Below are 14,332 nucleotides of genomic sequence, written 5' to 3'. Positions count from 1 at the left end.
AGCGGCTTTGTATGATACTTCAGCGATTTTTCTTTCTAAGGAATCATTTCTTGATTTCTACTGTCTTTGTTGCAATCGCGTTTCTGAAAGCCAGGTCGTGCTCCACAAAAATCATAGTGGGAGAAAACGTCTGAATCAGCTTTTCTATCTGCATGCGGGAATAAAGATCTATATAGTTGAGCGGCTCATCCCACACATATAAATGCGCCTGCTCACACAGGCTCTTTGCAAGGAGCACTTTTTTCTTTTGTCCGGCCGAGAAATCCTCTATCCTTTTTTCAAACTGGATTCGGGAAAAGTCCATTTTGCGCAGAATCGCTTTGAATAAGCTTTCGTCGATCCGATTGTTTTCTGCGAATTCGGACAACGTACCGTTCAGCTGTGAGGTGTCCTGTGCCACATAAGACAAGACAAGCCCTGAACCCATTGTAATCGTGCCGCAGGATTCCGACCGCTGCCCTGTCAGCAGTTTCAGCAGGCTCGTTTTGCCGGCCCCATTTTTCCCGTCCAGGGCAATGCGATCACCTTGTTTTATTTCAAACGAAAGAGGCTGGCAAATTCTCTTTCCATCAATCACCGGCGCAGCTTCCTTAAATGTGACCAGCGTGTCCGCAAAATAAGGCAGCGGAGAGAGTTTCAGCTCTTCGACGGTTTCCAGATTCTTTAAAAGCCCTGTTTTTTCCTCAATGGCCCGCTGCTGCCGCAGTTCAATGGATTTTGCCCGCTTCATCATTTTAGCTGCTTTGTGCCCGAGATAGCCCCGGTCCACCGGGCCGTTCCCGTATTTGGAGGCTTCTACCCGATTGGACCAGACCGCTGTTCTTTGGGCCGCTTTCTCCATGGACTCAATATCTTTTTTCAGTTTCCTGTTTTGTGCAAGCTCCAATTCCTGCTGACGCCGGAAATTTTCAAACCAGCTGGAAAAATTACCGCTCTGCACTTCGATACTGGCCCGGTTGAGGGACAGGATATGATCCACACAGTCATCCAAAAAGCACCGGTCGTGTGAAACCAGAATAAAACCTTTTTTCTTTTTCAGATAAGCCGAAACCGTCTCTCGGGCTTTGGTGTCCAGGTGGTTGGTGGGCTCGTCAATCAGCAAAAAGTGTCCCTCATTTAAGAACAGCGCCGCCAGCAAAACCTTTGTCTGTTCCCCGTTGGAGAGCGTCGAAAAAGGCCGCCAGAGCGCGTCCTCCCGGACGTCCAGGTACGAAAGCTCTCTTAAAAGTTCCCACTGTTCTGCCAACGGGCAGACCTGGCGGAGGACTTCTTCCGTCCACTGCTCCTTCTGGCCCACATTATAGGGGAAATAATCAAATTGAACCGAGGACAGTATTTTCCCCTCATATTCATATTTGCCCAGCAGGAGATTCAAAAATGTAGTTTTTCCCTTGCCGTTTCTTCCGATAAAGCCCAGTTTCCAATCGGTATCAATCTGGAAATTGACATTTTCAAAAATATTGTCATAGCTGGATGGATAGGCAAAGGTAAGGTTCTCGACCCGAATCATCGACATATCTTTATTCCCCCTTTGTTCTGGAACTAAAGAACAAAAATAAGAGCTGCAAGAAAGCAAATCCTTGCAGCTCGTCAAAACAGAGCGGTATTATCCCAGTAAGAGGACACTCCAACCCTGACTCGAGTGAATAGACTTTTAACTCTCTTGCAACAGGCGCAATAACCCCATGGAACCATAGTGTCACTGCATCATCCAATTTACTTGCAAGAGAAGCTATACATCTTTTCACCTCACCTTATTAATTCGCACATAAGTATAGCATAAGCAGCTCCCGGATGCAAGGCCGGGCAAGAATTCTGCCCCTGAAGATCATTCCAAGGGGAGCACCCTCGTCAGCGACAAGCAAAAGAACTGCCCGGCCCTTTTCAGGCCAGACAGCTCTTTTTTGAATCAAATGTGTATCAAAGTTGTGTTGCCAAATTAGCGCCACAGCGGAGATCACACCGCAAATTCAGACGTTTTTGCGTTTGAATTCAGCCTTGTGCAATTACTCCATCTCAATGGTGGCCGGCGGTTTGCCGGTGCAGTCGTAGAACACGCGGTTGACGTGCTTGACCTCGTTGACGATCCGGCTGGTGACGGTGCCCAGCACATCCCAGGGCATGTTGTAGCTCTCGGCGGTCATGAAGTCGGTGGTGGTCACAGCCCGCAGAGCCACGGCGTAGTCATAGGTGCGCTCGTCGCCCATGACGCCCACGCTGTGCATGTTGGTCAGGGCTGCGTAGTACTGGCTGATCTCCTTGTCCAGACCGGCCTTGGCGATCTCCTCCCGCCAGATGGCGTCGGCATCCTGGACGATGGCCACCTTCTCGGGGGTCACTTCGCCGATGATCCGGATGGCCAGGCCCGGCCCGGGGAAGGGCTGGCGGCTCACCAGATACTCGGGCAGGCCCAGCTCACGGCCGGCCTGACGGACTTCGTCCTTGAACAGGTTGCGCAGAGGCTCCACCAGGCCCTTGAAGTCCACGTGGTCGGGCAGGCCGCCCACGTTGTGGTGGCTCTTGATGACGGTGGACTCGCCGCCCAGGCCGCTCTCCACCACGTCGGGGTAGATGGTGCCCTGTGCCAGGAAATCCACCTGGCCGATCTTTTTGGCCTCTTCCTCAAAGACGCGGATGAACTCCTCGCCGATGATCTTCCGCTTCTTCTCCGGCTCGCTCACCCCGGCCAGCTTGCCGAAGTAGCGGGCGCGGGCGTCCACGCAGATAAAGTTGATGTCAAAGTTGGGGTTGCCCGGGCCAAAGACCGCGCAGACCTCCTCCTTCTCGTTCTTGCGCAGCAGGCCGTGGTCCACAAAGACGCAGGTCAGCTGCTTTCCCACGGCCTTGGCCAGCATGGCCGCCAGGACCGAGGAGTCCACGCCGCCGGACAGGGCGCAGAGCACCTTGCCGTCGCCGATCTGCTCCCGCAGAGCGCGGACGTTGTTCTCCACGAAGGAGTCCATCTTCCAGTCGCCGGTGCAGCCGCAGACATTGTAGACAAAGTTCCGCAGCATGGTCTTGCCCTCGGCGGTGTGGAGCACCTCCGGGTGGAACTGGACGGCGTACAGACCCTTCTCGGCGTTCTCCACTGCGGCCACCGGGCAGTTGGCGGTATGGGCGGTGATCTTAAAGCCGGGGGCCGCCTGCTCGATGTAGTCGTTGTGGCTCATCCAGCAGATGGTGGAGGGCTGGACCCCCGCAAACAGCTTGCTCTCGGTGTCCACAAAAACCTCGGTCTTGCCGTACTCCCGCTCCGGGGCGCGGCTGACCTTGCCGCCCAGCAGGTGCATCATCAGCTGGCTGCCGTAGCAGATGCCCAGCACCGGCACGCCCCAGTTGAAGATCTCGGGGTCGCAGGTGGGCGAATCTTCCAGATAGACGCTGTTGGGGCCACCGGTGAAGATGATGCCCTTGGGGTTCTTGGCCTTAATCTGGGCCAGGTCGGTCTTATAGGAATAAATTTCGCAGTAAACGTTATTTTCACGAACGCGGCGCGCGATCAGCTGATTGTACTGGCCGCCGAAGTCGAGCACAATCACGGTTTCATGCTGCATAGTGTTCTCCTCCCATCTACTCAAGCCATAGGGTTCGCCTATTATGAATGGCCCTAGTATACCACATTTTCCCGCCAAAATCGACTCTTTTTGAATATTTGCATCCCCGCGGGGATAAAAAAGCGCGGCGCCCGGCCGCCGGGGTGTTCCAAGGCCCCCAGCCGCGGGCGCCGCGCCTGGTTTCTCAGCCAGATTAGCGGTTGCGGTACATTTCTTCGTAGTATTTCTGGTAGTTGCCGCTGGTCACGTTGTTCATCCACTCCTCGTGGTTCAGGTACCAGTCGATGGTCAGAACAATGCCCTTCTCAAAGGGAGTCTCGGGGTACCAGCCCAGATCGTTCTTGATCTTGGTGGGGTCGATGCCGTAGCGGCGGTCGTGGCCCAGGCGGTCCTCCACGTGCTTGATCAGGTCCTCGCTGATGCCGTCGTCCTTCAGGCGGTCGTGGAGCTGGGCGATGATGGTCTTGACGATGAAGATATTGGGCCGCTCGTTGTGGCCGCCCACGTTGTACACCTCGCCCACCTTGCCGCCGTTGGCCACCATGTCGATGGCCTTGCAGTGATCCTCAACGTACAGCCAGTCCCGCACCTGCATGCCGTCGCCGTAGACGGGCAGCTGCTTGTGGTGCTTGACGTTGTTGATCATCAGGGGGATCAACTTCTCGGGGAACTGATAGGGGCCGTAGTTGTTGGAGCAGCGGGTGATGTTCACCGGCATGCCGTAGGTATCATGGAACGCCATGACGAACATATCGGCGCTGGCCTTGGAGGAAGAATAGGGGCTGTGGGGGCACAGCGGCGTGGTCTCCATGAAATAGCCCTCAGCGCCCAGAGCGCCGTAGACCTCGTCGGTGGAAACCTGGAGGTACTTCTTGCCCTCTTTCCAGGTCTTGGCGGCGGGGTCATACCAGGCCTCCTTGGCCCGCTGGAGCAGGTTGACGGTGCCCATGACGTTGGTCTGGACGAAGATCTCGGGGTTGGCGATGCTCCGGTCCACGTGGCTCTCGGCGGCGAAGTTGATGACGTAGTCGAAATCGTACTTCGCAAACAGGCTCTCCACCAGCTCCTTGTCGCAGATGTCACCCTGGACAAAGACGTGGCGGGGGTCACCCTCGACGCCCTTCAGGTTCTCGAGGTTGCCCGCGTAGGTCAGCTTGTCCAGGTTGACCAGCAGGATATCCTCGTACTTCTTGAGCATATAATAGACAAAGTTCGAGCCGATGAAGCCCGCGCAGCCGGTAATCAGATAGGTCTTTTTCATAATACGTTCGTTCCTCTTCCCTTAGTTCTTCATCCCGTTATCGCCGTCCCAGTGGGCAAAGAAGCAAGCCAGCGCCTCCTGCCAGGGGCGCACCTGGTTGCCCACGGTGCAGCGGAGCATCCGGTTGTCCAGGGCGCTCCACTTGGGGCGGTCGGCGCTCTCCGGGTGCTTGGCCTTATACTCCTCGCTGGTGCAGGGGGCCACGGTGGCATCCACCCCGGACAGGCGGATGATCTCGCTGGCGAAATCGTACCAGGAGCAGACGCCTTCGCCGGTGCAGTGGTACAGGCCGTATTCATGGGTGACGCAGAGCTGCAAAATCTCGTGGGCCAGGTCCACCGCGTTGGTGGGGTTGCCCCGCTGGTCGTTGACCACTTCCAGCTTGCCGAACTTTTTCCCTGCGTTGACGATGGTTTTGACAAAGTTTTTGCCGTAGTAGCTGTACAGCCAGGCGGTGCGGACGATGAAATGCCGGTGGCAGAACTGCTCCACATACCGCTCGCCCATCAGCTTGGTGGAACCATAGGCGCTGATGGGATCGGGCAGGGTGGCCTCGTCCTGCTCGACGCCGCCGTTCTCCCGGCCGGAGAAGACGTAGTCGGTGGAGACATGGACCAGACGGGCGCCGGTCTTTTCGGCGGCCTGGGCCAGGTTGCGGGGGCCGATGGCGTTGGCCTTGAAGGCCGCGTCGTGGTTCACCTCGCAGCCGTCCACGTTGGTGTAGGCCGCGCAGTTGATGATGACGTCCGGCCGCTGGCGGCGGATGAAGTCGTCCACCATCTTATAGTTGGAGATATCCAGCTCGGGCAGATCCGCCGCGATGACGGTGGCGTTGAGCAGCTTTTCGGGGATGGGGCCGATCTCGCTGCGGCCCTCCCGCAGCTGTTTCATGATCTCGGCGCCCAGCTGGCCTTTGCAGCCTGTAACGATAATTTTCATGCAGTCTTGCCTCTCAATATCTCAGTTTGCCGTCGGCCACATTCTTCAGGTGCTGGCCGTAGGGGGATTTGCCGTACCGCTCGGCGGACTCCAGCAGCTTCTCCCGGGTGATCCAGCCGTACTTGAAGGCGATCTCCTCGGGGGCGCTGATCTTGATGCCCTGGCGCTTCTCCACCATCTGGACAAAGTCGGCGGCCTCCACCAGGCTGTCCATGGTGCCGGTGTCCAGCCAGGCAAAGCCGCGGCCCAGCAGCTGGACGTCCAAAAGACCCTCTTTCAGGTACATATCGTTCAGGGTGGTGATCTCCAGCTCGCCCCGGGCCGAGGGTTTGACCTGCTTGGCCATCTCCACCACCGACTTGTTGTAGAAGTACAGGCCGGTGATGGCGTAGTTGGACTTGGGATGAGCGGGCTTTTCCTCCACGCTGAGCACCTTGCCGGTCTCGTCGAACTCCACCACGCCGAACCGCTCGGGGTCCTGGACGTAGTAGCCGAAGACGGTGCAGCGGCCGTGGTTCTGGGCGTTGGCGGCGGCGTTCTTGAGGATCTTGGAGAAGCCGTTGCCGTAGAAGATGTTATCCCCCAGGATCATGGCGCAGCAGTCGTCCCCGATGAACTCCTCACCCAGGATGAAGGCCTGTGCCAGGCCGTCGGGAGAGGGCTGGACCTTGTACTGCAGGTGAATGCCGTACTGGCTGCCGTCCCCCAGCAGAGCCTCAAAACGGGGGGTGTCGGTGGGGGTAGAGATAATCAGAATGTCCTGAATGCCCGCCAGCATAAGGGTGGACAGCGGATAGTAAATCATCGGCTTGTCGTAGACGGGCAGCAGCTGTTTGCTGGTGACCATCGTCAGCGGATAAAGCCGGGTGCCGGCGCCGCCGGCCAGAATAATACCTTTCATTTTGTGCACTCCTTTTTTATTCCGGAAAAAGTTGTGCAGCTCAATTCAAAGCGGAGCTGCGTCCGCTGTAAACAATTTCAGAGCGCCCCGCCGGGCGCAGACTCCCCTGCCCCGCGCCGGAGCAAAAAGAGAGAATCATACACTTTATTTTACTCTGAATGGAGCAAAAAAGCAACAAAGAAGCGGCGCGGTAGAGAAGTTTTCTGCCCGCGCCGCCTTTGGCTCAAAGCTTAAAGCCCCATTTGGAGAAATACCGGAAGGTGTTGCGCAGCTGCCACCACAAAGGCCGCAGGCTGCGGTGGGCGGCCCGGTGCCACTCGTGCACCGCCTTAAACTGGGGCACAAGGTAGGCTTTGCCCTTTTGGCGCATCTTCTGGGTCAGGTCGGCGTCCTCCACATACATGAAGTAATCCTCATCGAAGCCCCCCACCGCCCGGAACACCGCCGTCCGCACCGCCGAGAAACTGCCGGTGCAGAACTCGATCTCGGTGGGCTGGGTCAGATCCCGGTCGGCCATGGTATAGTCGTCGTTGATCTTTTTCAAAAACCGGAGGGAGGGCAGCTGGCGGTAGACCATGGCCAGCAGCCGGCACCGCCGCAGGGGCAGCACCTGCAATTCCCCGCTGGGGAAATGCAGCTCCGGCCGGGCCATCACCACGTCGGGGTGCTGGTCCATCCAGTCCGCCAGATCCGACAAAGTGTCGGCCCCGAGCAGGATATCCGGGTTTAAGATAAAGTGGTAATCGCTGGTCAGTTCCGGCAATACGGTGTTGTGCCCCGCCCCGAAACCGCCGTTTTCCCTCCGGCAGATGGCCCGGACCGTCTGCCCCTCTGCGGTTTGCAGGCCTTCGGCCCCCCGGGCCAGGGCCTCGCCCGCCCCGTCGGGGCTGGCGTTGTCCACCAGGTAGAGGGTCAGGGGGTGGCGGCGGGTGTATTCCAGCACCGAGGCCGCCGCCCGCAGGGCCTCGGCGGGGTCGCCGTAGTTGACGATGCAGGCCGAGAGGGTGAGCTGTTTTTCTTCCATCGCGCTTTCCCCCGCTTATTCCATGGGCCGGATCTTGAAGGAGAAGTCCTCTTTATCCAGGTCGAAGTTGGGGTTCATGCAGGGGTCGCCGGCGGCCAGCTGGGCCTTCCACCGGGTCTGGAACCGGGTGACCTCCGAGATAAAGCGCTGCCGCTTTTCGGGGCTCTCGTCGGTGCCCCGGCTCTTGCTCTCGTAGTGGTAGAGCTCGGCGAAGGGGGTGAAGATGTTCTGATACCCGGCCTCCCGCACCCGGACGCAGAAGTCCACGTCGTTGAAGGCCACCGCGAAGCTCTCGTCCAGGCCGCCGACCTCCTCGTAGACCTCCTTGCGGATCATCAGGCAGGCCGCCGTCACGCCGTAGACGTCGTGGGCGTACATCAGACGGCCCATATAGCCCGGGTGGGCCACCGGGAAGTTCCGGTGCATATGGCCCGCCAGGGTCAGGAAGCCGAAGCCCAGGCCCGCGTGCTGGATGGTGTCGTCGGGGTAGAGCAGCTTGACGCCCACGCAGCCCACCCGCTTCTGCTGGGCGTACATGACCATTTCTTCCAGCCAGGCGGGGGTGATGACCTCGGTGTCGTTGTTGAGGAGCAGCAGGTATTCGCCCTCGGCGTACTTTGCGCCGAAGTTATTCAGGGCGCTGTAATTGAAGCCCTTGCCCTCCCAGGTGACCACCTTGAGGGTATCGGGGTGTTCCTGCTTGAGCTGCTCGTAGCAGCGGAAGGTCCGCTCCTCCTTGCTGTTGTTCTCGATGAGGATGACCTCGAAATCCGGGTAGGTGGTCTTTTCGTAGATGGACCGGACACAGGTCATCAGATCCCGGGAGTGGTCGCAGGTGGGGATCAGGATGCTGACCTTGCCCGGCTTCTCGATGGTGTAGTCGGTCTTGTAGAAGCCCGGGGCGTGGGGGATCATGGAGACGCGGTCCACCGCGATCCCCTGCCGCTCATAGTGGGCGTACAGGGCCTTGACGGCGGCTTCCAGGCAGTAGAGCTTGGCGGAGATATCGCTGGCCACGCTGGTGGGGCTGGACCGCCAGTAGTAGAGCACATGGGGGATGTGGACGATCTTCTCGGCCTGCTCGGTGAGCCGGAGGTAGAGGTCGTAGTCCTGGCTGCCGTTGTATTCGCTCCGCTCGCCGCCGCCCGCCTTTTCCAGCAGGGAACGCTTGAAAACACTCAGGTGGCAGATATAGTTGTTGGAGCGGAAGTTGTCGATCATATAATCCGGCTTGAAGTGGTAGAGGGTGGTGTTCTCCACCTTGCCCTCAAAGGTCACCTCGTCGGTGTAGATAAAGTCCGCCCCCTGCTGGACGATGGCCTGGGCCACATACCACAGGGCGCTGGGGTGGAGGATATCGTCGTGGTCCAAAAGGGCGATGTACTCCCCTTTTGCCAGGGCAAAGCCCTGGTTGGTGTTGCCCGCGATCCCCTCATTTTTTTCGAGCTTCTGGTAGCGGATCCGCTGGTTCTGGGCGGCCCGGCGGGCCACCGCCTGGCCCACGGCAGCGTCCTGGCCGGCGTCCACCAGGCAGAGCTCCCAGTTCTCATAGGTCTGGTTCTGGACCGAGTCCAGCAGCTCCTCCAAAAAGTTCAGCGGGGTGTTGTACAGGGGCACCACGATGCTGATGCAGGGCCCGGCGGGCTGGTTCTTGGCCTGGCGGACCAGCAGGTCCACCGGGGCCAGGCGGCTGGCCTTGAGGGTCTGGCCGGGGAACCGCTGGTTATAATACCGCTGGTCCTCCATCCGCTGGCGGACCCCCGCCACCCCCTCCCGGCGGACAAAGCCCAGGAACACCAGGGGCGGGAAGTTATGGATCAGCTGTTTCGACTTGCTGAGGAGATACCGCAGGGGCCAGGTGAGTTTCCAGCAGCTGGAACCGGTCACCGCGCCCAGGGTTTCTTCCAGCTGGCGCTCGTGCTCGTGGGCCGCCGAGATCTGGTTGCGCTGGTGTTCGGTGAGTTTCTGGTACTCCCGGCAGCTCTGCTCGGCCTGGGCCAGGCGGCGGCGCAAGCTGTCCATCTGGCGCTCGTAGCCCCCCACCAGGGCCATCTCATCGGGCTGGGCCGGACGGAAGAGGGCCGCGTCCGAGAGGCAGCCCCGCCGCCGCCAATCGAAATCCCGGTAGCAGCCCTGCTCGGCCAGCATCTTTGCCCAGCCCGCCAGGGTCCCGTCGTCCCCCGGGACGCTCAGGGCCAGCACCCGGCTGCCCGCCAGCTGCTGGGGCTCGGCGGCGGCGCCCTGCACCACCACCAGGTCGTATTCCTCCGGCCAGCCGGCGGGCAGAACCGCGTCCTCCCCGCCCCGGGCCAGATATTCCACCGGTTTTTCCGGGGCAATGTCCATCAGGCCGTAGGCCTCCACATGGAGTTCCCGCAGCTCGGCGGCCAAGGTGCCCTCGGCCCCGCCCAGCACCAGGACGGTCCGGGGCGCAAACTCAGCCGAAATCTGGCGGGCCGCCTGGCGCAGCCAGATCTGCTGTTCTTTTTTTATCGTTTCATCCATGACTGATTCTCCATCCGCCCGGAGGCTTTTGCCGGCGGGCCCCATATTCTCTATGCTGCTGCGGGGGGATTTTGCCTCCCGCGCTGAAATTCCACATACCGAAATAGTATACCAAATTTTTACCCGTTTGAGAAGCGTCCCAAACAATTCTTTGGCATTTTAACCGGCCTAAAAAGCCAAAAATGCCGCCCCAGCCGGGGCGGCATCCAAAGGGTCGGTTATTTCACACTCAGAACAGCCAGCCAAAGAGGAAATCGAAGAGATTCCAGCCGCTGCCCGAGCCGGAGCCGCTGGGCAGGCTGCCCGCCAGCTGGATGATCTCGCCGGATTCCTGGTTCATCAGGGCGGCGCCGGTATAGTAGGTCTGGAGAATCTGGCGGTAGCTGTATCCCCGCTCCACCGCGAAGCCCACCGCGCCGCACTGGCTCATGCCCACGCCGTGGCCAAAGCCGTAGTAGGTCATCACCGGGGTGCCGTTTTCATCGGCGCCGAAGTCGAAGCAGTACCGGGAGCTGACGAACTGGCCGATGTAACGGTAGCTGCGGCCGTTGGAGACAAGGGTGTTGTACTGGACAAAGCCGCCCAGGCTCTTGTGGCTGGTGTCGGCGCTGACGTAGGGTTCCTCGGGGTGGCGGCTGTCGTTGTATTCCAGGTGGATGTAGTCCTTGCCGATGCTGCGGCGGAGCAGGTTGTGGTACTGCTCCTCATAGGGGCTCTCCACGCTCTGGAGGTAGGGCACGTCGGTGCCCCAGGCGTCCAGGGCCGAGCAGGTGCCGTAGACGCCGGTCTGGGTGTTGTAGCCCGCGCTGCAAGAGAACACCGCGTTGCAGACCGAGTACCCCGACCCGGCGTTATACACCAGCAGCTCCTGGGCCACCGGCTCGATGGCGGCCTCCATGGCCTTGCGGGTGGACGAGGGGATCTGATCCACCGGGGTATAGGTCAGGGCGTTGGCCGAGGAACCATACTGGTCCTGGTACTCCAGATAGGAGTGGATGGCCACCGCCTGGGCCCGCCAGGCCTCGGCGGCCTGGGCCGAGTTGACCTCGGCGTAGCTGCTGATGGAACCCAGCTCGGTATAGGTGATGCCCACCAGGCAGTCCACCAGGTTCAGCCGGACGTTCTGTTTCAGCCCCTGGCCCTTGACGTTCAGGTATTTGACGGTGATCTTGCTCTTATCGCTCAGGCCCAAAAGATCCCACAGCCAGTCGAGGCAGTTTTCCTCTTCCAGCTCCTGAGAAACCGGGATCTGGGCGGTGTCCGCCCCGCCGATGGTGGCGGGGGCCGCCAGAGCCGCCGGGGCCCCCAGGGCCACCGCCGCTGCCAGAGCCAGGGCCGTCAGGGCCTGGGCCGCCTTGTGTTTGATCTTCATCCTTCGTCCCTCCCAAAATAAATTCCCCCGCCGGGCGCGGGGCCGCCAAATTTGGAAATCGATTGTTAACAGTGTAGCATAAAGGAAAAGGCGGGACAAGAAACTTTCCCCTCTTAAAAAAATTATCACATTTTGGCGTTTCTCTCCCCCGGCGCAAAAAGACCCGGCCAAGCGGGGCGGCCCCCCTCGGTCGGGTCTCGGGTTTTTCTCAGGTTTCGGGTTCTTCGGCGGGGTCAGCCCCCTCCACCGGTTCGGCCCCGGCGGGCTGTTCCGCCCCGGTCTCGGGGGTGGCGGTGATCCGCACATCCCGGTCGGCGGCAATATAGACGATGATGGTGGAACCGGCCTCCACCATGGTGCCGGGGGCCACATTGCACTCCACCACGCAGCCCGAAGCGTAGGAGCCGTCGTTCACCACCATAAAGCAGCTGGGCACCAGGCCCCGGCTCTCCAATTCACGGATGGCCCCTTCCTGGGTGAAACCGATGGTGTTGGGCATCTCCACCATCTGGGGGCCTTTACTGACCACCAGGCGGATGGTCTCGCCGTCCCCGTCCAGGGCGGTGCCTGCGGCGGGTTCCTGGCGGATGATGGTGCCCTGGGGGGCGCTGTCGTGGTATTCCTCGGTGACGTAGAAGAGATACATCCCGGTGTAATCCCGGTTATTCTGGATCTGGGAGTAGAGCATCCCCACAAAGTCCGGCACATAGTTGACGGTGACGCTGCTGGCGATGCTCTCCGGCTCCGAGGGGGCGGCGGGCGGGTCGCTCCGGCCGGTGCCCGAGAGGAGGCTCCAGAGGGTTAATAAGGTCAGCAGGGCCAGCAGGATCAAAATGCCGGTGAGGATGGCCGTCAGGCTGAGGCCCCGGTTCTGGGGCTGGGCCTGTTCCCGGGCGGGGCGGCGGGCAGCCTGCTCCTCCATGGCGTGGGCCAGCTCGGCGGCGGCCTCCGGGGAGGCCAGGGCCCGCATCAGCTGGGGTACCGTCTGGATCCGCTCGGCGGGCTTGAGCCGCAGGCCCAGTTCCAGCACGCTGGAGACATGGGCCGGCACCGAGGGGGCCACCGTCTTGGCCCGGGGGTTGGAGTCGGACACCAGCCGCTGGGCGGCGGGCACCGGGCTCTGGCCGCAGACCATCCGGTAAAAGACCGCCGCCAGGCTGTATTCGTCGGTGTAACGGCCCTCAAATTCCACGGTGGAATACTGTTCGGGGGCCGAGTAGCCCTCGTAGAGCTGTTCGTGGAGGCCGCTGCCTGCGGTGCGCAGGCCGATGGTGGCGTAGCCGGTGAGCCGGGCCCGGCCGTTGTCCAGCACCCGGATGTTGTCGGGGCAGATGCCCCGGTGGACCAGCCCCGCCTGGTGCATGGCCGCCACCCCATTAAAGACGGGCTGAAGCATGGTGCAGGCGTCCGCCGGGGAGATCAGCCCCTTCTGCTCTTCCAGCCACTGGGGCAGAGGTTTGCCGCCGGGGTTTTCCAGCACCGCATAGACGGTGTTGTTGGCCTCCACCACGTCCAGCACCGCCTCCAGGCCGGTGGCCGGGGTGATCCGCTGAATGGCCCGGTACAGGTCGGCAAAATCCATCCGGGTGGTTTTAAACAAAACCTCGCTGCCCTGCTTTGGGTTCAGGCTCAGGTCTTTGCCCCGCTCGGCCGCCAGAGTGATGGGCAGATATTCCTTGATGGTCACCCGGAACCGGCCTTTGTTCTCCACGCCCCGGTAGAGCGCCCCTTCGCCGTCCACGCTGAGCATCTCGCCCACCGTGTACCGCCCGTTCAGGAGGGTGCCCACCGGCAGGGTGCCCAGAGGGTTGCGCCCCTGAAAGTTCCGTTTGCAGTGAGGGCAGCTGGCCGCCCCCGCCGTGATTTCGCCCATGCAGTATGGGCAGAGTATCCGCTGTTCCATCGTTTCCCCTCCGTTTTTGGTAACAGAAAAGCCGGACCGAAGCTTCGGCCCGGCTGTGCTTATTGTATCATACCCCGTGGGGGAAAACCAGTCTCCGCCCTTATTCCGGCAGATCCTCCTCGTTTTCGAGGCTGTGCCAGACGTTCTGGACGTCGTCGTTGTCCTCCAGAGCCTCCAGCAGCTTGCCCATCTGCTTGAGCTGATCGGGATCGGTCAGGGTGGTGGTGGTCATGGGCACCATGGCCAGGTCGGCCGAGATGAACTCATAACCCTTGTCCTCCAGCGCCTTGCAGACGGCAGAGTAGTTCTCGGGATCGGTGGTGATCTCGGCGGCGTCCTCGCCTGCGTCGAAGTCCTCGGCGCCGGCGTCCAGAGCGTCCATCATGGCCTCGTCGGGGTCCTTGTCCTCCAGAGAGATAACGATGACGCCCTTCTGGGTGAACATGAAGCCCACGCAGCCCATGGTGCCCAGGTTGCCGCCGTTCTTGTCGAAGTAGTGGCGCAGGTCGGCTGCGGTGCGGTTGCGGTTGTCGGTCAGGGTCTCGACCATGACCGCCACGCCGCCGGGGCCGTAGCCCTCGTAGGTCATTGCCTCGTACTCGGTCTTGTCGCCGCCCTCGGCCTTCTTGATGATGCGCTGGATGTTGTCGTTGGGCACGTTCATCCGCTTGGCCTTGGAGATCAGGTCAGCCAGCTTGCTGTTCGAGACGGGGTCCGGGCCGCCGGCGCGGACCGCGACGCTGATCTCACGGCCGATCTTGGTGAAGACCTTGGCGCGGGCGCCGTCGGTCTTTTCCTTCTTGCGTTTGATGTTGTTCCATTTGCTGTGTCCAGACATGGGTAAAGAGCCTCCTACCTGTTATCCGTCATTCC

10 protein-coding genes are annotated in these 14,332 nt (G+C 60.6%); all 10 read right to left on the bottom strand.

Annotated features, from left to right (window positions below; genetic code table 11):
• Positions 1–43: 43 nt before the first annotated feature.
• Positions 44–1,516, bottom strand: a complete 1,473-nt coding sequence (abc-f, locus tag JCM17207_RS08415) for a ribosomal protection-like ABC-F family protein (RefSeq protein WP_238317174.1) — start codon at positions 1,514–1,516, stop codon at positions 44–46.
• 490 nt (positions 1,517–2,006) lie between these two features.
• The gene (guaA, locus tag JCM17207_RS08410) at positions 2,007–3,554 is read right to left on the bottom strand and encodes a glutamine-hydrolyzing GMP synthase (protein WP_238317172.1); all 1,548 of its coding nucleotides are present in this window, start codon (positions 3,552–3,554) and stop codon (positions 2,007–2,009) included.
• Positions 3,555–3,747: 193 nt separating this feature from the next.
• Positions 3,748–4,815, bottom strand: a complete 1,068-nt coding sequence (gene rfbB / locus JCM17207_RS08405; protein WP_238317171.1) for a dTDP-glucose 4,6-dehydratase — start codon at positions 4,813–4,815, stop codon at positions 3,748–3,750.
• Between the two features lie 21 nt (positions 4,816–4,836).
• A complete protein-coding gene (gene rfbD, locus JCM17207_RS08400; protein WP_238317170.1) occupies positions 4,837–5,754 on the bottom strand; it encodes a dTDP-4-dehydrorhamnose reductase in 918 nt (305 codons plus the stop codon).
• A 13-nt stretch (positions 5,755–5,767) separates the two neighbouring features.
• Positions 5,768–6,655, bottom strand: coding sequence for a glucose-1-phosphate thymidylyltransferase RfbA (gene rfbA, locus JCM17207_RS08395; protein WP_238317168.1), 888 nt, complete (start codon positions 6,653–6,655; stop codon positions 5,768–5,770).
• A 223-nt stretch (positions 6,656–6,878) separates the two neighbouring features.
• Positions 6,879–7,679, bottom strand: a complete 801-nt coding sequence (locus JCM17207_RS08390) for a glycosyltransferase family 2 protein (RefSeq protein ID WP_238317167.1) — start codon at positions 7,677–7,679, stop codon at positions 6,879–6,881.
• Positions 7,680–7,694: 15 nt separating this feature from the next.
• Positions 7,695–10,184 (bottom strand): glycosyltransferase family 2 protein, encoded by a 2,490-nt coding sequence (locus JCM17207_RS08385; protein WP_282449884.1) that lies wholly within the window; start codon positions 10,182–10,184, stop codon positions 7,695–7,697.
• A gap of 229 nt (positions 10,185–10,413) precedes the next feature.
• Complete coding sequence (locus JCM17207_RS08380; RefSeq protein ID WP_238317166.1) at positions 10,414–11,556, bottom strand: sporulation protein SpoIID; 1,143 nt, start codon at positions 11,554–11,556, stop codon at positions 10,414–10,416.
• Positions 11,557–11,764: 208 nt separating this feature from the next.
• The gene (locus tag JCM17207_RS08375; protein ID WP_238317164.1) at positions 11,765–13,459 is read right to left on the bottom strand and encodes a PASTA domain-containing protein; all 1,695 of its coding nucleotides are present in this window, start codon (positions 13,457–13,459) and stop codon (positions 11,765–11,767) included.
• A 100-nt stretch (positions 13,460–13,559) separates the two neighbouring features.
• Positions 13,560–14,297 carry a YebC/PmpR family DNA-binding transcriptional regulator gene (locus JCM17207_RS08370; protein WP_238317163.1) on the bottom strand — a complete coding sequence of 246 codons (738 nt, stop codon included), beginning with the start codon at positions 14,295–14,297 and terminating at the stop codon, positions 13,560–13,562.
• Positions 14,298–14,332 lie beyond the last annotated feature (35 nt).

The sequence above is a fragment of the Faecalibacterium gallinarum genome (assembly GCF_022180365.1).
Taxonomy (GTDB): domain Bacteria; phylum Bacillota; class Clostridia; order Oscillospirales; family Ruminococcaceae; genus Faecalibacterium; species Faecalibacterium gallinarum.
Note: the sequence above shows the minus strand (reverse complement) of the source record. Positions and strands in the feature narration are given on the sequence as shown.